The organism is Pseudomonas sp. PS02290 (assembly GCF_029960075.1).
Taxonomy (GTDB): domain Bacteria; phylum Pseudomonadota; class Gammaproteobacteria; order Pseudomonadales; family Pseudomonadaceae; genus Aquipseudomonas.
In genome coordinates, this window is sequence record NZ_JASCOY010000054.1 from 1 (window position 1) to 24,933 (window position 24,933).

The 24,933-nt window shown below is 59.1% G+C and carries 21 protein-coding genes; 11 read left to right on the top strand and 10 right to left on the bottom strand.

What is annotated here, in order from left to right; all coding sequences use genetic code 11:
• Positions 1-156: 156 nt before the first annotated feature.
• The 5 genes from QMX88_RS19915 to QMX88_RS19935 are packed head-to-tail and all read right to left on the bottom strand — an operon-like array spanning position 157 to position 5,301.
• Positions 157-891, bottom strand: a complete 735-nt coding sequence (locus tag QMX88_RS19915) for an amino acid ABC transporter permease (protein ID WP_282371944.1) — start codon at positions 889-891, stop codon at positions 157-159.
• Positions 888-2,105: an aminotransferase class I/II-fold pyridoxal phosphate-dependent enzyme gene (locus QMX88_RS19920; protein ID WP_282371945.1), complete on the bottom strand. Its 1,218-nt coding sequence runs from the start codon at positions 2,103-2,105 to the stop codon at positions 888-890. Before QMX88_RS19920 ends, QMX88_RS19915 begins: the two co-directional genes overlap by 4 nt.
• Positions 2,102-3,541, bottom strand: a complete 1,440-nt coding sequence (locus tag QMX88_RS19925) for an FAD-binding oxidoreductase (protein WP_282371946.1) — start codon at positions 3,539-3,541, stop codon at positions 2,102-2,104. Before QMX88_RS19925 ends, QMX88_RS19920 begins: the two co-directional genes overlap by 4 nt.
• A 16-nt stretch (positions 3,542-3,557) precedes the next feature.
• Complete coding sequence (locus QMX88_RS19930) at positions 3,558-4,406, bottom strand: transporter substrate-binding domain-containing protein (RefSeq protein ID WP_282371947.1); 849 nt, start codon at positions 4,404-4,406, stop codon at positions 3,558-3,560.
• Positions 4,407-4,458: 52 nt separating this feature from the next.
• Entirely contained in the window at positions 4,459-5,301 is an 843-nt protein-coding gene (locus QMX88_RS19935) for a transporter substrate-binding domain-containing protein (protein ID WP_282371948.1), read from the bottom strand.
• 308 nt (positions 5,302-5,609) lie between these two features.
• Here QMX88_RS19935 and QMX88_RS19940 point away from each other — a divergent pair, with 308 nt between their 5' ends.
• Positions 5,610-6,464 carry a LysR substrate-binding domain-containing protein gene (locus QMX88_RS19940; protein WP_282371949.1) on the top strand — a complete coding sequence of 285 codons (855 nt, stop codon included), beginning with the start codon at positions 5,610-5,612 and terminating at the stop codon, positions 6,462-6,464.
• Positions 6,465-6,487: 23 nt separating this feature from the next.
• Here the strand turns inward: QMX88_RS19940 and QMX88_RS19945 are convergent, their stop codons facing one another.
• From QMX88_RS19945 to QMX88_RS19955, 3 genes are all read right to left on the bottom strand, one after another.
• A complete protein-coding gene (locus QMX88_RS19945) occupies positions 6,488-7,210 on the bottom strand; it encodes an alpha/beta hydrolase (protein WP_282371950.1) in 723 nt (240 codons plus the stop codon).
• Positions 7,211-7,336: 126 nt separating this feature from the next.
• Complete coding sequence (locus QMX88_RS19950; protein ID WP_282371951.1) at positions 7,337-8,662, bottom strand: LLM class flavin-dependent oxidoreductase; 1,326 nt, start codon at positions 8,660-8,662, stop codon at positions 7,337-7,339.
• A 15-nt stretch (positions 8,663-8,677) separates the two neighbouring features.
• Positions 8,678-9,619, bottom strand: a complete 942-nt coding sequence (locus QMX88_RS19955) for an aliphatic sulfonate ABC transporter substrate-binding protein (protein WP_192174771.1) — start codon at positions 9,617-9,619, stop codon at positions 8,678-8,680.
• 208 nt (positions 9,620-9,827) lie between these two features.
• Here QMX88_RS19955 and QMX88_RS19960 point away from each other — a divergent pair, with 208 nt between their 5' ends.
• The 6 genes from QMX88_RS19960 to QMX88_RS19985 all read left to right on the top strand — a co-directional run bounded on the left by QMX88_RS19960 (position 9,828) and on the right by QMX88_RS19985 (position 17,963).
• Positions 9,828-10,271, top strand: coding sequence for a hemerythrin domain-containing protein (locus QMX88_RS19960; RefSeq protein WP_192174772.1), 444 nt, complete (start codon positions 9,828-9,830; stop codon positions 10,269-10,271).
• Between the two features lie 465 nt (positions 10,272-10,736).
• Positions 10,737-15,386 carry an RHS repeat-associated core domain-containing protein gene (locus QMX88_RS19965; RefSeq protein WP_282371952.1) on the top strand — a complete coding sequence of 1,550 codons (4,650 nt, stop codon included), beginning with the start codon at positions 10,737-10,739 and terminating at the stop codon, positions 15,384-15,386.
• Between the two features lies 1 nt (position 15,387).
• Complete coding sequence (locus tag QMX88_RS19970) at positions 15,388-16,020, top strand: hypothetical protein (RefSeq protein ID WP_282371953.1); 633 nt, start codon at positions 15,388-15,390, stop codon at positions 16,018-16,020.
• Positions 16,021-16,630: 610 nt separating this feature from the next.
• Entirely contained in the window at positions 16,631-17,053 is a 423-nt protein-coding gene (locus QMX88_RS19975) for a hypothetical protein (protein ID WP_282371954.1), read from the top strand.
• Between the two features lie 253 nt (positions 17,054-17,306).
• Positions 17,307-17,681 carry a hypothetical protein gene (locus tag QMX88_RS19980; protein ID WP_282371955.1) on the top strand — a complete coding sequence of 125 codons (375 nt, stop codon included), beginning with the start codon at positions 17,307-17,309 and terminating at the stop codon, positions 17,679-17,681.
• Positions 17,682-17,702: 21 nt separating this feature from the next.
• The gene (locus QMX88_RS19985; protein WP_282371956.1) at positions 17,703-17,963 is read left to right on the top strand and encodes an Imm32 family immunity protein; all 261 of its coding nucleotides are present in this window, start codon (positions 17,703-17,705) and stop codon (positions 17,961-17,963) included.
• Between the two features lie 75 nt (positions 17,964-18,038).
• On the opposite strand, the gene QMX88_RS19990 is transcribed toward QMX88_RS19985, so the two are convergent.
• Together QMX88_RS19990 and QMX88_RS19995 are read right to left on the bottom strand one after the other, a co-directional pair.
• Positions 18,039-19,037, bottom strand: a complete 999-nt coding sequence (locus QMX88_RS19990; protein WP_282371957.1) for a bile acid:sodium symporter family protein — start codon at positions 19,035-19,037, stop codon at positions 18,039-18,041.
• A gap of 220 nt (positions 19,038-19,257) precedes the next feature.
• A complete protein-coding gene (locus QMX88_RS19995; RefSeq protein ID WP_192174776.1) occupies positions 19,258-19,488 on the bottom strand; it encodes a hypothetical protein in 231 nt (76 codons plus the stop codon).
• 470 nt (positions 19,489-19,958) lie between these two features.
• Here QMX88_RS19995 and QMX88_RS20000 point away from each other — a divergent pair, with 470 nt between their 5' ends.
• The 4 genes from QMX88_RS20000 (at position 19,959) to QMX88_RS20015 (ending at position 24,927) form a co-directional block, all read left to right on the top strand.
• Positions 19,959-21,374, top strand: a complete 1,416-nt coding sequence (locus QMX88_RS20000) for a serralysin family metalloprotease (RefSeq protein ID WP_282371958.1) — start codon at positions 19,959-19,961, stop codon at positions 21,372-21,374.
• A gap of 115 nt (positions 21,375-21,489) precedes the next feature.
• Complete coding sequence (locus QMX88_RS20005; protein ID WP_282371959.1) at positions 21,490-21,819, top strand: AprI/Inh family metalloprotease inhibitor; 330 nt, start codon at positions 21,490-21,492, stop codon at positions 21,817-21,819.
• Between the two features lie 23 nt (positions 21,820-21,842).
• On the top strand, positions 21,843-23,630 hold the full coding sequence (locus QMX88_RS20010) for a type I secretion system permease/ATPase (protein WP_192174779.1): 1,788 nt from the start codon (positions 21,843-21,845) through the stop codon (positions 23,628-23,630).
• The gene (locus QMX88_RS20015) at positions 23,623-24,927 is read left to right on the top strand and encodes an HlyD family type I secretion periplasmic adaptor subunit (RefSeq protein ID WP_282371960.1); all 1,305 of its coding nucleotides are present in this window, start codon (positions 23,623-23,625) and stop codon (positions 24,925-24,927) included. The genes QMX88_RS20010 and QMX88_RS20015 overlap by 8 nt, the downstream gene beginning before the upstream one ends.
• Positions 24,928-24,933: the final 6 nt, after the last annotated feature.

The following is a 24,933-nucleotide window of genomic DNA, read 5'->3' on the forward strand; positions in this document are numbered from 1 at the left end:
CCACCGCGGGGCCCCGGGGCGGCCGACCACTCCAGGAGCGCCGCAAACACCGGGCTTTTCGGGGCGCCGAAGACCAGCCAGAGCAGCACCGCGGCCAGCAGCACCAGCGTGCCCGGATGCCGACGCGGCCACCCGGCCGGCACGCCCACAGACGAATCAATGGCCATAACCGGGCATCCTCAATTTGGCTTCGAGGGCACGGCCCACGCAGTTGACGACGAAGCTGAGCAGGCCGAAAAACGCCAGCAGCAGAATCATCAGTTCCAGCACGTTGTCGCTCTGGGTCCAGATCATGATCGAGGCGTAGGTGATGTCGCCTACGGCAATGGCTGACGCCACCGCCGTCATTTTCACCAGATCGATCAGGTTGTTGATCAGCGACGGGAGCGCGAAACGCATCGCCAGCGGCAGTTGCACGTTCCATAGCAACTGGCGGCTGCTGAAGGCCAGGGAGCTCGCCGCTTCCAGCGTCACGCTCGGCACCGCTTCAATGCCGGCGCGCAAGGCTTCGGCGTGGAACGCGCCCTTGTGCAGGGAGATCACGATGACCACCCAGGCGAACGGCGTCAGCAGGTTCGCAGCGCCAACGGCCTGAGTCAGCAGCATGTTCAGCACCAGGAACGCGCAGTAGAGCTGCACCAGCGTCGGCGTGTTGCGGGTCACTTCGATGAACGCCCGCGCAGGTCTGGCCAGATAGGGCTTGCCGCTGGTCAGCATCGCGGCAAGCGCAAGGCCTGCCAACAGGCTGCCCACGATCGTGAATGCGCACAGCAAGACGGTGGTCAGCGCGCCATTGACCATCGAACCGCGCTGATAGGCGTCCAGCAAAAAGCTGTAGTTCAGGCCGAACGCGGCCGTCCAGTGCACGAACCCTTCAAGCCAATGGCTCATGCCAGCGCCTCGACCCGCAACCGGGCGCAGGCGTTGGCGATGCGCCGTCCAGCCTCGATCACGCTGCTGGTGGCCGTTGCGATGGACAAACGGAACCACGGAGACAGACCGTAAGCACTGCCGGCCACCCCGGCCACGCCCTGCTCCAGCAGGTAATCCACCACGTCGCTGTCGTTAGTCAGGCGCTGGCCATCGGGACGAACGCGTCCCAATAATCCGGCACAGCGGACAAAGACAAAAAATCCACCTTCGGGTATGAGCACATCAAGGCCGTCTACGTCGGTCAACGCGGCCACCAACAGATCGCGGCGTTGCCGGTAAGCCTGGATCTGGTCCGGCAAGAAACCCAGGCCGCCTTCGAACGCTGCCAATGCCGCCGCCTGCCCCACCGACGAAGCGCCGGACGTGGATTGCGACTGCATGACCGTCATCGCGCCGATCAGGGCTTGAGGGCCGGCGCCGAAGCCGATACGCCAGCCGGTCATGGCGTAGGTCTTGGACACCCCGCCGATCAACATGACACGAGATTGCAGGTCCGGCGCGACGTTGAGCAGGCTAAGCGCAGACTGACCGTCGAAACGAATGTGCTCGTACAGCTCGTCCAGCAGCACCAGCACGTGGGGATGACGACGCAACACCTCGGCCAGCGCCAGCAGCTCCGCCTCGCTGTACACCGCGCCGCTCGGGTTGCCGGGGCCGTTGAGGATCAGCCAGCGGGTGCGCTCGTTGATGTGTTGTTCCAGTTGCGCGGGGGTCAGTTTGCAGCCCTGTTCCAGGCCGCACTCGATGAACACCGGCTCGCCGCCGTTGACCCGCACGATGTCCGGAAACGACGGCCAGTAAGGCACCGGCACCAGCACTTCATCGCCATCGTCCAGGGTGGCGGCGAAGGCGTTGAAGATGACCTGCTTGGCGCCGTTGCCGATGACAATCGACGGCAGCGCGTAGTCCAGACGGTTTTCACGCTGCAACTTGCGCTGCACGGCTTCACGCAGCTTTTTAACCCCCGGCGTCGACGTGTACTTGGTCGCACCGGCGTCGATGGCTGTGTACGCCGCCTGCTTGATGTGCTCGGGCGTGTCGAAATCCGGCTCACCGGTGGTCAGGTCAAGGATGTCGTGACCGGCCTCACGCAAGGCGTTGGCCCGGGATTTGGCCGCCGCATTGGCGGACAGCGAAACGCGCTGGATACGCTTGGACAAACGAACACTCATGGGGCGGTGCTCCGGCTTTCGACGCTCGCCAGGACCTTGCCTGGATTGAGCAGATTGAGAGGGTCCAGCGCCTGTTTAATGCGGCGCATCAGGTCCAGTTCGACGGCGCTTTTGTAGCGCGGCAGCATGCTCAGCTTGCGTTGGCCGATGCCATGCTCGGCGCTGATCGAACCCCCATGGGCATGGGCGCTGTCGTGCACCCGTTGGCTGAGTTCGGAGTAGTGGGTCATGTGTGCCTCGACGGTGGAATCGAGTGGGTGGGCGACGTTGTAATGCAGGTTGCCGTCGCCCAGATGACCGAAGGTGAAATTGCGCACGCCGGGGAAGTGTTGTTGCAGCAAGGCGTCGGTGTGTTCGACGAATTCGACGATGCGCGAAATCGGGATCGAGATGTCGTGCTTCATGTTGCGTCCGGCCCGCTTCTGCGCGTCGCTCATGTTCTCGCGCAGCAGCCACAGCGCCTCGCTCTGGGCCAGACTTTCGGCAATCAGCGCATCAGCCAGCAGGCCCTCTTCGAAGGCGCTGCCCAACACGTCCTCGAACGCCTGACGGGCATGGGCTTCGCTGTGGTTATCGGACAGTTCCAGCAAAGCGAACCAGGGTTGAGCGGCATTCGAAAACGGCTGAGGACCTTCGGGAAACTGCTCGCGCAGCAACGCCAGGCAATCGGCGGTGAGCAGTTCGAATGCGGTCAGGCTGGCACCGAAACCGGCGCGGGCATGGGACAGGAAACTCACCGCCTGGCCCAGCGAATCGAACGCCAGAAACGCGGTGCTTTGCGCCTTGGGCAGCGGAAAGAGTTTGAGCGTCGCGGCCGTGATAATGCCGAGCGTGCCTTCACTGCCGATGTACAGGTCACGCAGGTCGTAACCGGTGTTGTCCTTGCGCAGACCCCGCAGCCCATGCCAGATCTCGCCCTCGGCGGTAACCACTTCCAGGCCCAGGGTCAGCTCGCGGGTGTTGCCGTAACGCAGCACCGCGGTGCCGCCCGCGTTGGTACCGAGGTTGCCGCCGATGGTGCAACTGCCCTCCGCGCCCAGGCTGAGGGGGAACAGACGCCCTGCTTCCCGGGCCACCTCCTGAATGTTCTGCAGGATGCAGCCGGCCTCGACCGTGAGCGTGTCGTTGTCGGTATCGATCTGGCGCACGCGATTCAAGCGATCGAGCAGCAACAACACCGAACGCCCGCTGGCATCCGGGGTTGCCGCGCCCATCAACCCGGTGTTGCCGCCCTGCACCACAATCGGTGCCCTGTGGGCGACACAGGCGCGGACCACCGCCGCGACCTCGTCGGTGTCGGCCGGACGCACCACAGCGAGTGCCTGGCCGACGTAACTGCCCTGCTTGTCGGTCAGTTGCGCCGCAGATTCGGCGCCCGGCCGCACATGGCTGGCGCCGATCAGTTGCTGCAACGTCTGGAACAGATCGCTGTTCATCGCTGGCCTCATGGGGTCATTTGGTGGCAAGCGGCGCTGCGTTGCGGAACTGTTCGTGCAGGTCACGCAGGGCTTGAGAGGGGGCCATGCCAGTGCGTTCGCCGAGTTCGATCAGCCAGCCGCTGCGGTGCCAGTCGCGAATGATCGCGTCGATTTTTGCCTCGGTATCGTGCTCGCCCTTGCGCACCCAGATCACCGATTTCGACGGGATCAGGTCGTTGGCCAGCGGGAGGTTGTAGTCGGCCCACTCCGGATCATCCAGCAGCGCGTGCATGGTCGGACTGACGTGCACGGCGGCCACGCAGCCGTTGCCACGCAGGGACAACAGCGACTCGGACTGGCTGCGGAACGCTTTGATTTCAGCGCCGTAGGTTTCCTGCAATGGCTTGATGAAGTTGCTGCCCTGAGACACGCAAACCGGCTTGCCCTTGAGGTCCTCCCATTTGCTGATGCCCGCGCCCTTGCGGATCAGCGCGGCGCCACCGACTTCCTCGTAAGGCGTCGGCGCGTAGTCGAGAATCTCGGCGCGCTCATCGGTGTACTGCATGTTGGCGATCAGGATGTCGACCTTGCCCTGCTGCAGAAACTGCACGCGGTTGGGGGCCAGCACGGAAACGGTTTCGACTTCGACGCCGAGCTTCTGCGCGATCCCCTTGGCCAGCTCGACGTTGTAGCCCAGGTGCTCGCCGGTCTTCGGATCGATGGTGCCGAACGGCGGGCCGCTGAGGATCACGCCGATGCTGATTTTGTGGCGCTGATTGATCTTGTCCAGCGTCGCGTCGGCGTGGGCCAGGGTCGCCCCCATTGCCAGGCCGATCGAGAGGCCAATAGCGGACAGGGTCTTGCCGATGGAAAAGCTGCTCATGAACGAATGCCTTTTAGGAAACCTGAAAAACCGGGCGAAAAAGAGCAGCAACTCAGGCGCCCGCGGCCTGGAACTCGTCGTGCAGCTCGACCAGCGCTGGCGAGGCCGGGGTGATGTGGTGGCGCTTCTCGGCGTCGATCAGCCAGCCGGTGCGGTGCCAGCCCTTGACGATGGCGTCGAGTTTCGCCTGGGTGTCGGTCTCGCCGGGGCGGGTCCAGATCACAGACGGCGCAGGATTGAGTTCGGGACTGAGGGCGCGGTAGTTCTGCCATTCCGGGCTGTCGGCCACCAATGGATTGATCAGCGTGGCGTCGTGTACGGCCGCGACGCAGTTGTTGCCCCGCAAGGCGAGCAACGACTCCGAGGAGCTTTTGAATGCTTTCAGTTCAGCGCCGAATTCGGTGAGCGGCTTGACGTAGCTGCTGCCCTGGGACGTGCAGACCGGTTGGCCTTTGAGGTCTTCCCAGCGGGTGATCTTGCTGTCTTTGAGCACGGCCGCCGTGCCGCCGACGCGATAGAACGGGGTGGGTACGAAGCCCAGTTGCTGGCCGCGCTCGGCGGTCCACTCCATGTTAGCGATCAGCAGATCGACCTTGCCCTGCTGCAGGAACTGCACGCGGTTGGCGGGCAGCACGGGCACCAGTTCCACGTCGGCGCCGAGCTGACGACCGAGGTCTTGGGCCATGTCGACGTTCAGGCCCTCGGGTTTCTGCGTCTTCGGGTCAATGGAGCCAAACGGGCCGCCGGACAGCAGCACACCCACCACCACGCGGTGGCGCTGTTCGATCTTGTCCAGGGTGGCGTCGGCCTGCGCAGCCAAACTGGCGCCCAGCGTCACGGTGGCGCCGATCATCAGCGGCAGGATACGAGCAAGTGGCGAACGCGTGGACGGCATGGAATTCCCCTGGAATGATCATCGGCTCGGCGCTTTCAGATGAGCGCCTGTGTGTTTTGCATCCTAGGGTTGGTGCGCGACTAACGGAAATTCAAATATCAAATATGGTTATAACTTTCTGGTTTTAGGTGTCAGAACAAAAAGGCATAAGCTTTATTTTATTGGGTCTTATCGATATTTTTAAAAAAAGGCCTTTCCCCATTCATAAAATTCCGTAATGTATTAGCCCGTTCAGCTGATGTAATACAAGCTCACTCCTACAAGGGATAGCGCTTCGGGTAATGAACCGTTTAAACGAGTAACCATCAATGTCCTCCACCCTAGACCTCGAACTGCTGCGCACTTTCGTCGCCGTCGTCGATCACCACAGCTTCGCTGGCGCGGGGGCGCACCTGTCGCGCACGCAGTCGTCGGTGACGCAACACATGCAGCGTCTGGAGCAGCAGATTGGCGTCAGCCTGTTCCAGAAACAGGGCCGTCAAAAGCAACTCACCGAACCCGGTAGGCAGCTGTTACGCCACGCCCGGCAGATGCTTTCGCTGAACGACGACGCGCTCAACTCCCTTCGCGAAAGCACTATGAGCGGCGTCCTGCGCATCGGCTCGCCCCACGACATCGCCGACACCATCCTGCCGCCCATCCTCAGCCACATCGCCCGTTCTGCGCCGAAGCTGCGACTGGAGATCGACGTCGGTCGAAGCCCGTTTCTGATGGAGGATTTGCATCGGGGCAAGGTCGACATGGTGATCTCGACCCGCGAGGCTTCGGCGCTGGAAGGATTCGCCCTGCGCACGTCGCCGGTCTGGTGGATCTGCTCGGCGCAGTACCTGCACGTCCCGGGCGAACCGATACCGCTCATTCTGGTGGACGAGCCGAGTATTTACCGGCGCTATGCCATCGAAGCACTGGAGCGCGCCGACATCGAATGGCGTCAGGCGTACCTGGCGTCGAACCTGATCGGCATCAAGGCGGCCACGCGCGCGGGCCTTGGCGTCACGGCGCGCAGCATGGAGATGCTCGGGCCGGACATGCGGGTACTGGGGGAAGCCGACGGTCTGCCGCGAATGCCCGACGTCACTTATTACCTGTGGATTCGTCCCAATACGGTAAATCCGCTGGCGCGCCGGGCGTATGAATTGATTCGTGGCAGTCAGGGCCTATAGCGGCCCTGGCCTCTTCCAAGTGATTATTTTTGCAGTTGCGCTTCCAGCCAGTGCTTCAAGTCCGCCACTTCAGCCGTTGTAATCGTATGCCCCGCCCCGGCGTAGGAATGAAACTCCGGAACGATCAGCAGATTCTCCAGCACCGCCTTGGCATCGGTTGCGCCCGAGTAAGGCACGCGGGTGTCGGCGGAGCCATGGCCGATGAACACTTTCAGCGATTTCAGGCGCTCATCGGGCTTCAGGCGTGAATGGAGGGACGCGAGAATCTTGCCGCTCAGCGGTGCGATGCCGTGTACCAGTTCCGGGTATTGCAGGCCGATCTGGTAGCTCATCATCGCGCCCTGGCTGAAGCCGACCAGGATCACTTTGTCGGGCTGGGTCTGGTATTTCTCGGTGGCCTGCTGGATGAAGGTCCGCAGCAAGTCGGTGCTTTTGTCGACATCGCTGGTCACGCCTTCGTATTCGGCTTGGTCGGTGTCCTGGGTGAACCACTTGTAGCCGCCGCCGTCGACTTCCTGCGGCGCGCGCACGGAGAGGTAGGTGTAACCCGGGGAGAGATCGTTTTTGATGTCGAGCAGGTCGCGCTCGTCGCTGCCATAGCCGTGCAGGAAAATGATCAGGGGTTTGTCTCTGGATTCAGCGGGCGCCGCCGCCAGATACGGCAGCGCGAGATCCGTGAGCAGCGCGGGTTTTGCGTGGGCCATGCCGGTAAACACACACAGCAGCGCGGCGAAAAACTTCATCATGAGCGTGAGCCTTTTGCGAAAAACTTCGGGCTCATCATACGCAGCATGTCGCGAATGTCAGCCCGTCAATGATCGCGCAAAGCTGTCAGGTGGCTGTACGGAGTATGAATTTCTCAGGCGCAGGGTTCAGGAGTCCAGCGCCTCCAACCCCAGATGCTCACGCAGGGTCGAGCCTTCATACGCTGTGCGAAACAGCCCTTTGCGTTGCAGGTGTGGAATGACGCTTTCGACAAACTCGCTGAACGAGCCCGGCAGATATGCCGGGGAAATGACGAACCCGTCGCAGCCGCCCAGGGTGAACATCTCCGCCAGTTGATCGGCAATCTGTGCCCCCGTGCCGACCAGTTGCGGCACCCGTACGCTGCTGGCGAAAATCCGGCCCAGTTCCTCCAGCGTCGTGTCCGGCCCCTGCATCAGCAGCTTCTCCGCCGCAGCAGGCGGTATAGACGGCGAGCGTGCGATCTCTGCCAGTGTCGCCGACAGTGGAAACGGAGAGAGATCGACGTTCAGTTGCGACGCCAGGGTGACCAGACCCAGTTCCGTACGCGCCAATGCGTTGTGCTTGTCGCGCTTGGCCCGCGCCTCGGCTTCGCTGCCACCAATAAACGGCATCACCGCCGTCAGCACCTTGCAGCTGTCGGCGTGGCGGCCTTGCTCGACGACCTGTTCGCGCACGTCCTGGCGAAACGCGTGCATGGCCTTGAGGTGCGGGTGAATGGTGAAAATCGCTTCGGCCCAGCGCGCGCCGAACCGCCGTCCACGCCCCGACGAACCCGCCTGAATCAGCACTGGACGACCCTGGGGCGTGCGCGGAATGTTCAGCGGCCCTTCAACCTTGAACCACTCGCCGTGATGCTGCACCGACGTGATCTTCGACGGGTCGGCCAGCACGCCGCTTTCCCGGTCCAGCTTCAGTGCATCCGGCGCCCAGCTGCGCCACAACTTCAGGGCCACTTCGACGAACTCGTCAGCGCGGTCGTAGCGCAGGTCGTGCTCAAGGTGCTTGTCCTTGCCGAAAAGGCGCCCTTCGCTGTCGTTCATCGACGTGACGATGTTCCAGGCAGCGCGGCCTTTGGACAGATGATCCAGCGTGGCGAACTCCCGAGCGATGTGCGCCGGCTCGTAATAGGTCGTCGAGCGGGTAGCGCCCAGGCCGAGCTTGCTCGTTTGCCCGACCAGGTAGGACAGAATCGGCAGCGGGTCCAGACGCGTCGCATCCTGCGCGCCATACCGCAGGGCCACGTCCCGCGAGCCGCCCATCTGGTCACCCACCGCCAGCCGGTCGGCGAAGAACAGAAAATCGAACAGGCCCTCCTCCACCACCCGCGCCGTGCGGGCGTAATACTCGGGATCCAGGTAATGGCCGACCGTTTCGGGATGGCGCCAGACCGCATGACTGTGAATAACCGGCCCGGTCAGCAGGAACGCCGACAGGTGAATGTGACGACTCATGATCGCGCTCCTGACTTATTGGGCGTGCGGGGTCCAGACAGCGATGTCGGACACCTTCAGCGCTTTGGGGATCATCCCGGCTTCAAAATAGAAGTCGGCGATGCGCTGCTGCTCGGCCAGCTCATCCACCTTGACCGGAACGATGTCGTAGCTGCGTCGGCTGTTGGCCAGCTCGACGGTCTCAGGCGGGATGTTGCCCCACAGCGGCGCCAGATTCGCCGCGGCTTCCTTGGGATGACCTTTCACCCACTGCCCGGCCTGATGCAAGGTTTCGAACACCACTTGCAGCACCTCGGGATGGGCCTTGGCGAAGCTCGTGTTGGCCACGTAAAAACGGTTGTAGTTGGCAATGCCGCCGGAGCCGTCGGTCAGCACGCGAACATGATGCTCGCGTTGCTGGGTCGCCAGGAAAGGGTCCCAGATCGCCCAGGCGTCGACGTTACCGCTGGCAAACGCGGCGACACCATCGGGCGCCTCCAGGTAAATCGGCTTGATGTCCTTGAGGGTCAGCCCGGCGCTCTTCAGGGCCGAAATCAACAGAAAATGACTGCCCGAGCCCTTCGACACCGCAACGGTTTTGCCCTTGAGGTCGGCAACGCTGCGAATCGGTGAGCTGTCCGGGACGATGATGGCCTGCGCTGTCGGGGAAGGATTCTCACGGGCGTAGTAGGTCAGCGGCGCATTCGCCGCTTGCGTGAACAAGGCAAACGCATCGGCGACATCGGCATGCAGGTCCACACTGCCGGCGTTCATTGCACTCAAGAGCCCGCTGCTGAATTCATGCCAGTTGACGGTGAAGCCCAGCGGCTTGAGCCGTTCCTCCAACTGGCCGTCGTTCTTGAGCAGAATCCACAGCGTGGACGAGCGCTGATAGCCGATGTTGATGACCTGCTCGGCGTGAGCGGTGAGGGTCGCCAGCATTAATGCTGCGGCCACGATGATCTTTCGCAGGGACATGAGGATCCTTGAACGGGCACAGGAGGAGCGCTCAGCGCAAAAACGAATGAGCACATCGAAACAGCTTCACTTTCATTATAAAAAACGACGTGGGTTATGAAAGAAACTTATAGATCTATGCATATGCCCGAAGCGCAACGGAACGGCTGAATACCCGCTGCGGTCTAGGGATAAGCACATCAGTCCGTCGCCGAACCAAGGAGCACCCGTGAACATTTTTGAAGCCCTGAGAGAGAGTCATGACCGGCAACGCGGCTATGCCGATGCCTTGATCCAAACCCATGGCGACAGCGAGGAGCGTGTCGAGGTCTACAAACAGCTGAAAGCTGAACTGCAGGCCCATGAAACCGCCGAAGAGCGCTTCTTCTATATCCCGTTGATGCAATTCGACAACGGCGTCGACCTCAGCCGCCATGCCATTTCCGAGCACCATGAAATGGATGAGATGATGGAAGAGCTCGACGAAACCGAGATGTCCAGCCCGTCCTGGATGGCCACGGCCAAGAAGCTGTCGGAGAAGGTCCATCACCACCTGAAGGAAGAAGAGCAGAAGTTCTTCCAGTCAGCGGGCAAACTGCTGGACGACAAGCAGAAGCAATCGCTGGCCCGTGAGTATCACAAGGAGTATGAGGAGCAATTGGCCAAAGCTTGAGCCGCTCTGAATGCTGAAAAGCCCCGAATTTCGGGGCTTTTTTTTGGTCGTTTTTCGCTGCCGCATTTTGTTGGCGATGCCGTATTTCGGGTGAAGAGCGGTTGGGTGCGGGTCTGGTGGTGTGCGCAAGAAGTTGCGCACTTGATTGTGTGTTTTAGAGGCCTTGCTGCTCTGGAAGCCACGGGTTTTGTGGCCTACAGGCGAGTGCGCAAGACGTTGCACAGCCGTGCGCAACTTCTTGCGCAGGCTTTATGGGTTCTCTGGTTTGGCGTTCGCTCAAACCTGCCTTTTTATCGCTTAACTTATTGATTTTGTTCGGCTAATTCATAGCTGGCACAGCCCTTGATATCTCCGTGGCCCCCGGATTGGCATTCATGCCTTCTTCGGATGGTTTCTTGAGCACGGAGAGCATCGTTGGCAAACCCCGCAGTTACGTCCGGCAGTGACGCAAAAAACGAGCCTCAGGTGGCGATCGTTCCGCTTGATCTGATTCAGCTTGAGGACGTTGGCGCCGGTGCGGCCAATGTCGATGCCTGGCTGCAGGACATCAGCGGCGGGGTCGTGTCGCTTGAGCGGATCAAGAACGCTGCGGGATTTTTGCCCGTGGTGGGCAACATCATGGCACTGGTCGATGCGCTGAATGACATCGTTCGGCTGGCCACGAGCGAGAAGCGCGATCCGCTGGATTGGGTCAGCTTGGGCATCAATCTGATTGGTGTGCTGCCAACGCCGCCGACCATGGCGGCAGCGCGGATGAGCCTGCGGCCGACGCTGTTTCTGGTGCGCCAGGAGATGCATCAGGCGGGCAAGATGGTGCTGGGTGATTCACTGATCGAGGTGCTGATCGGGCACCTCAATGCAGACATCGTTGGGACGCTTGATGACTTTGTGACCCAGGCGCAGGGGAAGCTCGCTGGCATTCTCGATGAGGCGGGGAAGCTGGGCGAAGGCGTGCTGAACGAGATCGCCAAGGCTCTGGAAAGCGTGGTCAACGGCGATCTCGATGCCGAGGGCAATCTGCTTGAGGCGGTGCAACTGATCAGCGATGGGCGCAAGCAGTGGGACTACGATCCCAATGGCGCGATTTCCAACATCTTCATCGCGGTTGCCGACGTTTACATCGCCGCCGGCCAAAAAATCGTCAACGGCACCGTCGAACATCTTGTGCCTGAAGCGCTGAAAGACCCGATCCGCAGGCAGGCCGAGTCGTTGCGTGCCATGGGGTCAGAGCTTCGGGTCCAGATTAATGGCCTAGCGGATCCTGGGGTTCAAAACTCGATTGGGGCGTTGCTGCAGACGTTGGCGGGCGCGGTTGTCAGTTGGCGCTCCCGCAACGGGCACGGGCAGTCGTTCAACATCAAGCCGGGGATTGTTAATCAGGCCAGGCGCCAGGGCGGCGAAGGGAAGCTGGAGGCGGTTGGTTTCGAGAAGCCTGCGAAAGCCCGGCCTAACAAGCGGAAGAACTGTACGTGTCCGTGCCCTTGTGAATGCGCCTGTGGGTCGACGGCGAGGAGCATCAGTTTTGCGATGGGTTCGGAGTCGGTTACCCATACCGATTTCAGCCTGCCAGGGCCTTTTCCGATTGAGTGGGCGCGGACCTATTGTTCGAGTCTGGATGCGTTTGATGATGATGTTATCGGTGCGCGGTGGATTACGCCGTTTACTACACGCTTCGATCTCGTCGGCGACGGTTTGGTCTTCCACGACGCCGATGGTCGCAGCCATGAACTTCCTCTTCCCAAGGTAAAACTCTTTCACTTCAACGCCATTGAAAACCTGACCGTTGTTCGCCCCAGCAAAGATCGGTTGGTGCTGATGCGGGGGCTTGAGCACAGGGAAACCTATGTTCGCCGGGGTGACCGTTTTGTTCTGATCAACAAGGTGTTGCCCAATGGCGCCGGGGTGATGCTGCATCACGAGCATCGGCACGGTGGGGGGTTGGTGCTCTCCGAGCTGGTGACTTACTCGGAGAAAGATGTAAACAAAGTCCATCTTCGCCTGGGCACTTTGATTGACGATCAGGGGCGGTTGACGGGCCTTTGGGAAATTCGTGATGGCGACGTTAAACGCCAACTGTGCGCGTATCAGTACGACGATTTTGGTGACCTTGTTCTTGCGCAGGACGAGAACGGCGCTGCCTGGCGTTATCAGTATCAAGATCACCTGATCACGCGTTACACCGACCGCACCAGTCGTGGTTTGAATTTGCAGTGGCAAGGCAAGGGCCCCGACGCGAAAGCCATCCGCGAATGGGCGGACGACGGCAGTTTTGATACGCGGCTGGCGTGGGACGAAAATATCCGCCTGACCTACGTCACCGATGCTTTGGGCCACGAAACCCGGCACTACTACGACAGCCTCGGCTACACGTACCGCATCTGCCACGCCGACGGGCGTTCCGAGTGGTTCTTCCGCGACGCCGCCAAAAACATAATTCGCCACGTCCATACAGACGGGAGCGTCGATCGGTATCGCTACGACAAGCTCAGCAATCTGACGGAACACACCCGCGCTGATCACAGCGTGATCAATTACGCCTACGACGACAAAAGCCACCTGATCAAGATTAGCGATGGCGAAGGCGGGTTGTGGAAACGGGACTATGACCATCGCGGCAATCTCGTAGAGGCGACCGATCCGCTAGAGAACGTTACCGAGTACGCCTACAACACGTTCGGTCTTCCTACGGCGATCAAGGACGCCAACGGCAACAAGAAGGCGTTGGCCTACAACGACGCCGGACAACTCGTTAAGTACACCGACTGCTCGGGCAAGGTGAGTAGCTGGGAGTACGACGATCGCGGCCAGATGATCCGCTTCACCGACCCGGCCAGGCATAGCACCGCTTACGAATACAAATCAGGCCATTTGGTGTTGATCAAACACCCGGACAAAACCGAAGAACGCTTTAGCCGCGACGCCGAAGGCAGGCTGCTCGCACACTCCGATGGCTTGGAACGCTGCACCACCTGGCGCTACACCGCTGCGGGATTTATCGCCGAACGCGTCGACGCTGCCGAGCAAACCTTGCGTTACCGCTGGGACAAGCTTGGCCGCCTCGTCGCGCTGGAAAACGAAAACGAACGCCGCGCCCACTTTCACTACGATCCGGTCGGCAGGCTGCTGGAAGACAGCGGCTTCGACGGGCGCTCGACTCACTATCAGTACGACCCGGAAACCGGGCGCCTTGCCGAGACTATCAACGGCCAGCGCTCCATTGCTTTGACATTCGACCCGATGGGCCGCCTCACCGAACGCCGGGCCACGCTAGGAAAGCAATCCCAAAGCGAGACGTTTGCTTATGACGGCAACGGCCATCTGGTCATGGCGACCAACGCCATCAGCAAACTGCAATGGTTCCACGATCCCGCCGGTAACCTCCTGCGCGAGCATCAGCATTACTCGAACCTGGATAAACCACTGGTCGCCGTCTGGCAGCATGAGTATGACGCCCTTAATAATCGCGTCGCGACCATCCGCCCGGACGGCCATCGCGTCTGCTGGCTGACCTACGGCAGCGGTCATCTGCTTGGGTTGAAGCTGGATGAGCAAGAACTGCTCAGTTACGAACGCGATGATCTCCATCGCGAAATCGCCCGCCATCAGGGCAACCAACTCCTGCAAACCCAAAGCTGGGATCCGGCAGGACGGCTTCAAAAACAGCTACTGGGCCGAGCAGACGACAAATCCACCGTCATCAAACGCACCTACACCTACGACGCTGCCGGGCAGCTCACCGACATAAACGACAGCCGCCGTGGGGTCCTTGCTTATAAATACGACCCGGTCAGCCGCCTGCTCGCCGCAACCAGTCGCCTCGGCACCGAAACCTTCGCCTTCGACCCGGCCAGCAACCTGCTCGATGACAGCGCCGCACCCGTACGCCGCCCACTCGACCCCGAACCGGTCCGCCACAAACTGATCGACAACCTGCTGCGCGACTACGCCGGCAACCACTACGAATACGACGAACGCGGCAACCAGACCGAGCGCTGGACCAACGGCCTGCGCAGCGAGCTGCACTGGGACCTCTTTGATCGCCTTGTGCATTTTCGAGATCCGCGCCTCACTGTCGACTTCGGCTACGACCCCCTCGGCCGTCGCCTCTACAAACTCTCCAAAGCCCACTACCGCCCGCGGCCCGAAGCCGGCACCGGCTGGAATGAAAACGAACACGCCAGCAAAGAGCGCGAGCTCGGCTGCGGCTTCACCCTGTACGGCTGGGATGGCGACAACCTGGCGTGGGAAAGCAGCCCTCCGCCATACGCCGGCGGCCTCGGCCGAACCGTCCACTACATCCATGAACCCGGCACTTTCGTGCCAGTGGCCCAGGCCATCCGCCACGAAACCATCCGCCTCGTCAGCCAGCCAACTTACACCGGGCGCTACAACTTCAAGGAAGATCCGCTCTGGAACTACAAACCCACAGCGATGCCTATCCACGTCCTCGCCTGGTACCAATGCGACCACCTCGGCACGCCCCAGGAAATCACCGATCAAAACGGCAACACCGCCTGGAGCGCACAATACAAAGCGTGGGGCGAAGCGCAGGAACAGCGTTCTGAATTCGCCCAACAAGTCGGCCTGACCAACCCGATCCGGTTCCAGGGCCAATATCACGACCACGAAACCGGCCTGCACTACAACCGGCATCGGTACTATGATCCAAAGGTCGGGCGGTTCATTAGCAAGGATCCGATTGGTTATGTCGGAGGGCTAAACCTCTATACATACGCACCAAGCCCGGTGGAGTGGATCGACCCACTCGGTTTGCATAAAGTCATCGCAACGAACAGCCGTAGGAGCGCAATGAAGAAGGCGCAGCAACATGCACAGGTTCCGCGAGTGAGTAAGGGTGGAAGCGACATTCCAATGGAACGACTCCACCCTAGTAGCCGTGGAGTAAATTGTGCCTACCTAAAAAAAAGAGGAATTGCCACGCTCGGCCGCGAAGTTGAAGAACAGCAGCTAGAGGTATTTGACCACCCGGATGGACATCCTGACCTGGTTGGGCCTGGACAACCGGACCACCATGAAATGCCTCATGTCCACGCGACAAATAAAAAAGGTGAGGTGTTAATATTTACCTATCCGTCAGGACGTAAAGGACACTGAGATGAAACACTACAAAATTATGTGCTTCAAAGCGGAGTTCCCGGAGTTTAGAACTCAAGTGGATAATCTCATAGCCGAAATGTCTGCGGGAAATCATGATGAGTTTGCGCTACTAATGGCAACCGACTTACAAAATAATGTTGGTTTCCATACAACACCTCATGGTAATGCCGCAATTCGCACGCTGGTTTCCAGATGCTATTCAGTTGATTTACAGCATTTAAGCGTCAAGCGACCGCAGGCAGAGGACGTCGTGCGAATTTCTCGACTATTATTTCGGGAAAAAGATGGCAAGTTTGAATCATTGCTGAGCGAACACTCAAAATATGAAGCTGACCTAAAAAAATATAAAGTGATCTCAAGACACAGGCCTGCCGCGATGCCTGTGATGTCAACTCTTGCCAGCATGCTTAAAGACGAGCGTTTGTCGATCACCGGGAAAGATTTATATGAAGCTCTAGACAAGACTTGTCACTATGTAATGCGGCGGGTGGTATCAGGCGAACATGGCCGCGATGCGTTTATCGTTTTTTCCTCGAATCTAGATTTTTTCTTCAGCGAATTCAAAGAGATAATTGCGGATCATGCGGAAATCAGTTTTGTTAAAAGCACACGCGAACTTATCTATTATTAACCTCAAGATTAATTGATATGTCCTACCTTGAGAAACGGCAATGCTTGCCGCTAATGTCGCTTCATCCAGGCTCTGTTATTTTGGTTAAAGGGGGCGGCCCCCTTCAGCTCTAGAGGTGGCCATATAACTTTGATACCGGACACAGAAGGCTCGCATGTGATACTCGAGCCGGCAGATAGAGCGACACGCAACATGAGTAAATCTCACTGGCGCAAAGCATGTAAGTGTGTTGCCAGCTATCTTGACGACTCAAAAAATGTAAGTCGTTTGGTCAAAGCTTCACAGGCAGGAATTTCGCATAAACCCAACTCCGGAAGGGTCACTGAGCTAAACGAGGTAGGTAGCATCTTGAAGAAACATTACACTAACGGAACAAATCCAATCTCCAAATAAATAATGGAGCAATCATGAAAGCATTGAAATCATCTTTTTCTGAGATCTTTTTTTCTTTTTAAAGGATGCCACCATCAAAAGCCCTGAGGCACTCGGACTCAAGAGCTTTTCACCGGACGAACTTATCGCTAACGACTACGAGCTAGCAGGCGAAGTCAATGACTATCACTTTTTTGAGAAATTCTACAATGTAACTCACAAAAAAAGATTTGTAGGTGTGGTATTCAAGCGCTATTTTTTTCAGGACCAACCAGTAGGGAGCGGCTTTAAAGTATTGAAAGGAGTTCGACTTACATCCTTGTTAAAAGAGTACATTAACTACGGCCAGCACCATCCTGAAGTCGTTAAACCGCTGACGTTCTATTTTTTTCATGACAAAAAAGATGGCGCGGTAATCTTCGATGATTCACTAGTGGTGCGGTTCAGCCGTAACAACCAAAGGGAGGGGTATCAGGTTAAAACTCTAGAAAGTGACTTTGATGAAACGGGGACACTAAATAAAGCTGCGACCAACGCGATAAAATATACAATGGACTTTCATCAACAGGAATGGACTCGCACTTCTCTGAAGAAGCAGAACTATTCGTCCGCTTACCGTCGCCTAGTCAAGGCTCTGGAGGTTAAAGCCAAGCATGCTTAAGCAGACGGATTAAGGGGACGGACCCCTTTAGCTCAATGACTAAACTGCCCTACATCGTAGACTCCGAAGTCTACCCAATCGCTTGGCGATTCAATTCTGAAGACTGCTTATTGTCTGATCAAGAAAAGCAGAGCATTGTTTTTCTTGATGAAAAACCTCATAGACACGTACTCTACTGGTGTGATTTGCACAGCGAACGACAATCGGCATTGAGAAAAACCGGTATGGTAATAGGCAAAGGAAAGATAAAAAAATGAGCACCAACACTCCTCAGTACAACAAACAGAAACTTGAGGCCATGTTGCGATCGGAGGATATGACGGTAGCGACGGATGCGCTTCTATATCTTTGCTTTAATATCGATGATCCGGAATGGATTCAGATTAAGTGTATAGACGTAATAGAGAAGCATCGCAATGACGACGTCAGGGGGCTGGCCATGACATGCATAGGCCACGTTGCCCGTATGCATAAAGTAATTGATAAATCTCTGGTGATTCCCGTGCTGTTTGAAAAGCTTAAGCACAGCACCCTGTCTGGCCGAGCCCAAGATGCTCTTGACGATATCGACGTCTTTATCAACCGGCCAACATATCTAGGATTAAGAGGGGACGACTCCCTTAACTAAGCGATGCCAGGAATCCAAGCTATGAAAAATCTCTCAGCGTTTACCGCACATGGCACGGCAACCGGCAGCCATAAAAGCATCCAGCTTGATGAAATATCGATCATCGCGGACTCCGAAACCATGAGAGCGTTAGGAAACTTCCTGATCAATGCAGCGGACGAAATGGCGCAATACGGTGTGGAACACCTCCATCTTCAAGACTTCGCCGAAAATTTCTCTCATGAAACCCATGTGGATTTTATCGCTTTGAACCGAGAGCTTATTGACCTTACGAACGAATAAGCCCACTCACTCCAAACGCAAAAAGCCCCGAATCATCGGGGCTTTTCCATCACGCCAATTAGTTGATCACCAGAATCAAGGATCAACCTGCGCCATCAACTCCGCCACTGGCTCCGCCCGCTGCGCATACCGCTGGGCCACCACCGCACACACCATCAGTTGAATCTGGTGAAACAGCATCAGCGGCAAGATCAACAGCCCAATCGTGCTCCCCGCAAACAGCACTTGCGCCATCGGCACGCCGGTCGCCAGACTTTTCTTCGAGCCGCAGAACAGGATGGTGATGCGGTCTTCCTGATTGAAGCCGAACAGCTTGGACAGCAGGGTCGCAGCCACGAGCACCAGTGTCAGCAGCAGGCAGCACACCAACACCAGTCCCGCCAGATCCCAGACCGGCGTCTTCTGCCAGATGCCTTCGTTCACGGCTTCGCTGAACGCGCCGTAGACCACCAGCAGGATCGAGCCCTGATCGACGAATTTCAGCCAGTTCTTGTTGCGTCCGACCCAAGCGCCGATCCAGCGCCGCATGATCTGGCCGGCAATGAACGGCAGCAGCAACTGCACGCTGATCTTGACGATCGCATCGAGGGTCGAGCCGCCTTCGCCGTGGACGTTCAGCAACAGCGTGACCAGCAGCGGGGTCAGGAATATCCCGAACAGGCTGGAGGCCGCCGCGCTGCAGATCGCCGCCGGAATATTGCCGCGCGCCAGTGAGGTGAAAGCGATCGCCGACTGCACCGTCGCCGGCAGCGCGCACAGGTACAGAATGCCCATGTACAAGTCTTTGCCGATCAGGGGCGACAGCACGGGTTTGAGTGCCAGGCCGAGCAAGGGGAACAGGACGAATGTCAGCCCGAACACCAGCAAGTGCAGGCGCCAGTGCCCCGCGCCGGCGATGATTGATTCGCGGGACAGTTTGGCGCCGTGAAGAAAGAACAACAGCGCGATGGCGATGTTGGTCAGCCAGCCGAAGCCGACGGCCACCTGCCCGGTGGCCGGCAGGAAGCTGGCGATGATCACCACGGTGATCAGCATGAGTGTGAAATTGTCAGGGAGAAAACGGGGGCGGGTCATCTGCGTCATCCGAAGGTGCCAGGAACATGCCCGTCACTTTAGCGCGCAATGTACCTGCCGACTAACGCCAATATGTCGATCAATAGCGGCTAACGGACACTCCGGACGGTCTGGACCTACAGATGACCCATTCCCGGCTAAAGCCGGTCCCACTAGAAGCAGCGCGAGCCGCTCGCGAGACATTGCGTCGACAAGCGGACCAACCACACCCCGGGTAATGTCAGGCCAGACCGCCCTGAATCACGCGCATCACGGTCACTCGACGCTGACCGGGATTGTCTGCAATGAGCCGGGACAACGCGGCCTGCCACTTCACGATGTCTTTCTCTTTCGAGAGCATCATCAGTTGCTCCCAACCCATCGGTCCACGGGGGCCAGCCTGCGCAGCGGCTTTCTCGGGACTGTCTTCGCGTTTCAAAAGGTTTGCTGCAATTTCCGAGAGAGTACTCATGGCCGGCTCCGGGCATGCGCGTCGTAGGGCATGCCGATTCAAAACTAAAGGTAATTTCAGGAGTGCCTTCGCGCCAATTTTCTGTGATCGAGGCCGCCTGTAACAGGGCTTTAGCAAAGTTCAGACCAACAGAAGCATGGCCATCCATTACTCGTTTGCCCCATCAAAGCGGTCTGGGAAAGACCGGTTGATCACCCTCACTTTCCCCGTCGCTGACAACCCTGTCGCGCAGGGCTGCTGACCACCCCAATTCTCAAAAGGTGTAACGCCAGCGTGTCACCTGAGTACAAATTTTTGTCGAATTTGTTACAGTTTTGAGAAATCTTGATACATTTTCGATGAAATCGCTGGACCATCGTCCCAACCCTGTGCCAGTTTTTCCTCGCTTCATGCACCAAGCGAGTGATTGGATGACCTCGCACCTGAGGTCATTCGGTCGTTTTTTTTCACGCAGACAAGGATATGTCTGAATGTCGAAACTTAAACTCAATGCCCTCAGCGTCACGCCACAGGGCCCAAGCGCTGCATACAACCAGATCAACACGTTCAGCCACCAGTACGACCGAGGCGGTAGCCCGATCAATGGAAAACCGTCGTACACGGTGGACCAGGCAGCCGACTACATCTTGCGCGACCATGCCGCATGGGCAGACTCAAACAGGAGCGGCACCATCGAGTTGACCTACACCTTCCTGACCAGCCGACCCGCCGATTTCGATCGCACCCTGGGCACGTTCAGCGCCTTTTCGGCACTGCAACAATCCCAGGCCAAGCTTTCGATGCAGTCGTGGGCCGATGTAGCGAAAGTCACCTTCACCCAAGCCAACTCCGGCGGTGACGGGCACATGACATTCGGCAACTACAGCGGTGACAACGGCGGCGCGGCGTTTGCCTATCTCCCGGATAGCGGTTCGTATGCAGGTCAGTCCTGGTACATGATCAACAGCAGCTACCAGGTCAACGCCAACCCTGGCACCAACAACTACGGGCGCCAGACCCTCACCCACGAAATCGGCCATACCCTGGGCCTGTCGCACCCCGGCGATTACAACGCCGGCAACGGCAACCCGACCTATGCCGATGCCACCTACGCCCAGGACACTCGCGGCTACAGCGTGATGAGCTACTGGAGCGAAACCAACACCGGCCAGAACGCCAAAGGGGCCTACGCTTCGGCACCCCTGCTCGACGATATTACCGCCGTACAAAAGCTGTACGGTGCCAATCTCGCGACACGCGCCGCAGACACCACCTACGGGTTCAACTCCACGGCAGATCGTGACTACTACTCGGCGACGTCTTCGTCGTCCAAGTTGGTGTTCGCGGTATGGGATGGCGGTGGCAAGGACACCCTGGACTTCTCCGGCTACACCAACAACCAGAAAATCAACCTCAACGAGGCTTCGTTTTCGGATGTCGGCGGCCTGGTGGGCAACGTGTCCATTGCCAAAGGTGTGGTCATCGAGAACGCCATTGGCGGCTCGGGCAATGACCTGATCATTGGCAATGGCGCAGCCAACGAACTCCGTGGCGGTGTCGGCAATGACATCATCTTCGGTGGCGGCGGTGCCGATAAACTGTGGGGCGGTACGGGGGCGGATACGTTTGTATTCGCGGCCAGCAGCGACTCACGGCCGTCGGCCCCGGACCAGATCATGGACTTTGTCAGCGGTCAGGACAAAATCGATCTGTCGGCCATGCCGGAGTTTGCGACAAGCCACATTCCGCTGACGTTCGTCAGTGCGTTCAGCGGCACGGCAGGTCAGGCCGTGTTGTCCCAGATCAGCACCGGCAGCACCTTGTCGATTGACTTCACGGGTGACCGTGCGGCCGATTTCCTGGTTAACACCGTAGGCCAGGCCGCCACCACAGACATCGTGGTTTAAGCCTGAGGGGGCGGCGTGCAAACGCCGTCCCTGCCTGATCCGGAGCAGATCAATGAACTGGAAGACCGCGGCGTGTCTGTTCACGACGCTTTTCACCTTAAGCGGAGCCCCCCTCATGGCCAGCAGCCTACGTCTCGCGAGCCCCGCCGAACTGGCCGGTCCCTGGCAGTTTTACCCCAAGGACGATGCGCAGAAACCCTGCACATTGATTCTGCAAGAACAGGACGGAAAGCTTGCCGGGGATCTGGCCTGCGCCGGCCATTGGCTGGGCGGCACACCGGCCACCTGGTACCCGACGCCTGATGGCATCGCGCTGGTCGACAACCACGATGAACTCCTGGTGCACATGGGTCGCCAGCGAGAAGGGTTCTACATGGCCCGACTGCCCGACGGCCGCACCCTTTTTCTGCAACGCGACGCCGCAAGCACCACCCCACGCTCCTGACTCTTTTTCAAGGATGAACCCCCATGACCCAAGGCCGGCCAAGCCCCCTGCCGCGCGCGCCCATGTGGGCCACGCTCAAGGCCTACAAAGGCATCCTGCTCAGCATCGGCGCCTTCACCGCGCTGATCAACGTGTTAATGCTGGTGCCCTCGGTCTACATGTTGCAGGTTTACGACCGGGTGCTGTCATCGCAAAACGAAACCACGCTGGCGATGCTGACCGTGATGGTCGTCGCCTTTTTCATGTTCATCGGGCTGATGGAAGCCATACGCAGCTTTGTGGTGATCCGTATCGGCAGCGATATGGAGCGACGCCTAAACCTGCAGGTGTACCAGGCGGCTTTCGAACGCAACCTCAGCCTGGGCGAAGGCAATGCCGCACAGGCCCTGGGCGATTTGACCCTGGTCCGGCAGTTCGCCACCGGCCCGGCGTTGTTCGCCTTCTTCGATGCGCCGTGGTTCCCCATCTACCTGGCGGTAATCTTTCTCTTCAACCCCTGGCTGGGCGTGTTTGCCACTGTGGGTGCGGTGATCTTGATCGCCCTCGCGTGGCTGAATGAAACCCTGACCCGCAAGCCACTGGCCCAGGCCGGGCACTTTTCTGTTGCATCGAGCCAGTTGTCCGGCAGCCACCTGAATAATGCCGAAGCGATCCAGGCCATGGGCATGCTGGTACCGTTGCGCCAGCGCTGGTTCGCCGTGCACAGCCGTTTTCTGGAGCGGCAAAACCGGGCGAGCGACATCGGCGCGCTGATCGGTTCGTTCAGCAAATGCCTGCGTTTGTGCCTTCAATCACTGGTGCTGGGGCTGGGTGCCCTGCTGGTCATCGAAGGCCAGATGAGCGGCGGCATGATGATCGCCGGCTCCATCCTGATGGGTCGTGCGCTGGCCCCGATCGATCAACTCATCGCGGTCTGGAAACAGTGGAGTTCCGCGCGGCTGGCATGGCAGCGCCTCGACGCCCTGCTGATCGCCCACCCCGAGCGTCCGACGCCCATGCCCCTGCCCGCTCCCACCGGGCATATCAGTGTCGAGCAACTCAGTGCCGCACCACCGGGGCGGACCACCGTGACGCTGCAGCAACTGAGTTTCACCGTGAATGCCGGAGAAACCCTCGGTGTGCTGGGGGCGTCCGGCTCTGGCAAGTCAACCTTGGCCCGGGTGTTGATCGGGGTCTGGCAACCCCTGGCCGGGGTGGTTCGTCTGGACGGTGCTGAGTTGCACCGCTGGGACCGGACCGCGCTGGGCGCCCATGTCGGTTATCTGCCCCAGGATATCGAACTGTTCAGTGGCAGCATTGCCGACAACATCGCACGCTTTACCAGCGCCGATCCGCACCAGGTGGTGACCGCAGCCCGACTGGCAGGCGTGCACGAAATGATCCTGCGCCTGCCCCAAGGCTATGACACGCAGTTAGGCGATGGCGGCTCCGGGCTGTCCGGCGGTCAGAAGCAGCGCGTGGCGCTGGCCCGTGCGCTGTACGGCGAGCCGAAGCTGGTGGTGCTCGACGAACCCAACTCCAACCTCGACAGCAACGGCGAAGCCGCATTGGCCGCTGCCATCGCGCAGCTCAAGGCTCGCGGTTGCACGGTGATTCTGATTACCCATGGCTCTGCCGTACTGAATCAGGCTGACCGTCTGCTGGTGCTCAACGACGGACGGCTGCAATTGTTCGGCCCGGCGCGTGATGTTTTGAAAGCGCTCTCCGGTACCCAGCCTGCGCCTGAACGGTCGCAAGGGGTGCAAGGGGTGCAAGGGGTAAGTACCAGTCGCCAGCTTGGCGCGCAGCAAGGAGGCCAGCGCCATGAATGAACACATCATCAAACCCGAACGCAGTGCACAGTTTTTCGTCAGCGCAGGCTGGTGGCTGGCCCTGCTCGGTGCCGGCAGCTTTTTCCTCTGGGCTGCACTTGCCCCGCTCGACCAAGGCATCGCCGTGCCTGGCACAGTGGTGGTCTCCGGCAAGCGCAAAGCGGTGCAGTCGGTGGACAGCGGCGTGGTCAGTCGCATCATGGTGCGCGAGGGCCAATTAGTGCATCAGGGCCAACCACTGTTCCAGCTTGACCACACCCAGGTGCAGGCCGACGTGCAATCGTTGCGTGCCCAGTACGAACTGGCCCAGGCCAGCATCGCCAGGCTCCAGGCAGAACGAGACGGCAGTGTGCAGGTACGCTTTCCCGAGGCCCTGTTACAGCAAGCGTCTCCACAGCTGCTCGGCGTGCTGGAAGGCCAGCGGCAGTTGTTCAGCAGCCGTCATCAGGCGTTTCAGCGATCCCAGGCAGGCATCCATGCAAGCATCGAAGGTGGCATTGCCCAACTCGCCGGCATGCGCCAGGCGCGCAATGACCTTCAAGCCCAGGCCGAGTCCTTGCGCCAGCAACTGGAAAACCTCCGGCCGCTGGCCGAACGAGGCTACATCGCCCGCAACCGCTTGATGGACTACGACCGGCAACTGTCTCAGGTGCAACGTGATCTGGCACAGAACACCGGTGACACAGGCCGGGTCGCTCAGCAAATCGAGCAATCACGGCTGAGCCTGCAGCAAGGTGTCGAGGAGTATCAAAAGGAAGTGCGCGGGCAACTGGCCGATGCCGAGCTGAAAAGCATCACGCTGAGCCAGCAACTGGCCTCGGCACAATTCAGTCTGACCCACAGTGAAATCAACGCTCCGGCCGATGGCATTGCCGTGAACCTCTCGGTGCACACCGAAGGCGCGGTGGTGCATGGCGGTGAATCGCTGCTGGAAATCGTGCCCCAGGGCGAGGGCCTCGAGATCGAAGGCCACTTGCCGGTGAACATGGTCGACAAGGTGGCCGAACAGCTGCCAGTGGATGTGCTCTTCACCGCGTTCAATCAGAGCCGTACGCCGCGCGTGAATGCCACGGTCAGCCTGATTTCCGCCGATCAGTTGCTCGACGAGCGCAGTGGTCAGCCGTACTACGTCGTGCGCAGCACTGTCACCGACCAGGCGCTGGCCACACTCAAGGGCCTTGTGATCAAACCCGGCATGCCGGCGCAGATGTTCGTGCGCACAGGCGAGCGCTCTCTTCTCAATTACCTGTTCAAGCCTTTGATGGATCGCGCAGGAATGGCACTGACCGAGGAATAGGATGTT

Bases quoted from the DNA above. Each gene is read 5' to 3' on its own strand.
- QMX88_RS19915 (WP_282371944.1), bottom strand. From the start codon at position 891: ATGAGCCATTGGCTTGAAGGGTTCGTGCACTGGACGGCCGCGTTCGGC.
- QMX88_RS19920 (WP_282371945.1), bottom strand. From the start codon at position 2,105: ATGAGTGTTCGTTTGTCCAAGCGTATCCAGCGCGTTTCGCTGTCCGCC.
- QMX88_RS19925 (WP_282371946.1), bottom strand. From the start codon at position 3,541: ATGAACAGCGATCTGTTCCAGACGTTGCAGCAACTGATCGGCGCCAGC.
- QMX88_RS19930 (WP_282371947.1), bottom strand. From the start codon at position 4,406: ATGAGCAGCTTTTCCATCGGCAAGACCCTGTCCGCTATTGGCCTCTCG.
- QMX88_RS19935 (WP_282371948.1), bottom strand. From the start codon at position 5,301: ATGCCGTCCACGCGTTCGCCACTTGCTCGTATCCTGCCGCTGATGATC.
- QMX88_RS19940 (WP_282371949.1), top strand. From the start codon at position 5,610: ATGTCCTCCACCCTAGACCTCGAACTGCTGCGCACTTTCGTCGCCGTC.
- QMX88_RS19945 (WP_282371950.1), bottom strand. From the start codon at position 7,210: ATGATGAAGTTTTTCGCCGCGCTGCTGTGTGTGTTTACCGGCATGGCC.
- QMX88_RS19950 (WP_282371951.1), bottom strand. From the start codon at position 8,662: ATGAGTCGTCACATTCACCTGTCGGCGTTCCTGCTGACCGGGCCGGTT.
- QMX88_RS19955 (WP_192174771.1), bottom strand. From the start codon at position 9,619: ATGTCCCTGCGAAAGATCATCGTGGCCGCAGCATTAATGCTGGCGACC.
- QMX88_RS19970 (WP_282371953.1), top strand. From the start codon at position 15,388: ATGAAACACTACAAAATTATGTGCTTCAAAGCGGAGTTCCCGGAGTTT.
- QMX88_RS19980 (WP_282371955.1), top strand. From the start codon at position 17,307: ATGAGCACCAACACTCCTCAGTACAACAAACAGAAACTTGAGGCCATG.
- QMX88_RS19985 (WP_282371956.1), top strand. From the start codon at position 17,703: ATGAAAAATCTCTCAGCGTTTACCGCACATGGCACGGCAACCGGCAGC.
- QMX88_RS19990 (WP_282371957.1), bottom strand. From the start codon at position 19,037: ATGACCCGCCCCCGTTTTCTCCCTGACAATTTCACACTCATGCTGATC.
- QMX88_RS19995 (WP_192174776.1), bottom strand. From the start codon at position 19,488: ATGAGTACTCTCTCGGAAATTGCAGCAAACCTTTTGAAACGCGAAGAC.
- QMX88_RS20000 (WP_282371958.1), top strand. From the start codon at position 19,959: ATGTCGAAACTTAAACTCAATGCCCTCAGCGTCACGCCACAGGGCCCA.
- QMX88_RS20005 (WP_282371959.1), top strand. From the start codon at position 21,490: ATGGCCAGCAGCCTACGTCTCGCGAGCCCCGCCGAACTGGCCGGTCCC.
- QMX88_RS20010 (WP_192174779.1), top strand. From the start codon at position 21,843: ATGACCCAAGGCCGGCCAAGCCCCCTGCCGCGCGCGCCCATGTGGGCC.
- QMX88_RS20015 (WP_282371960.1), top strand. From the start codon at position 23,623: ATGAATGAACACATCATCAAACCCGAACGCAGTGCACAGTTTTTCGTC.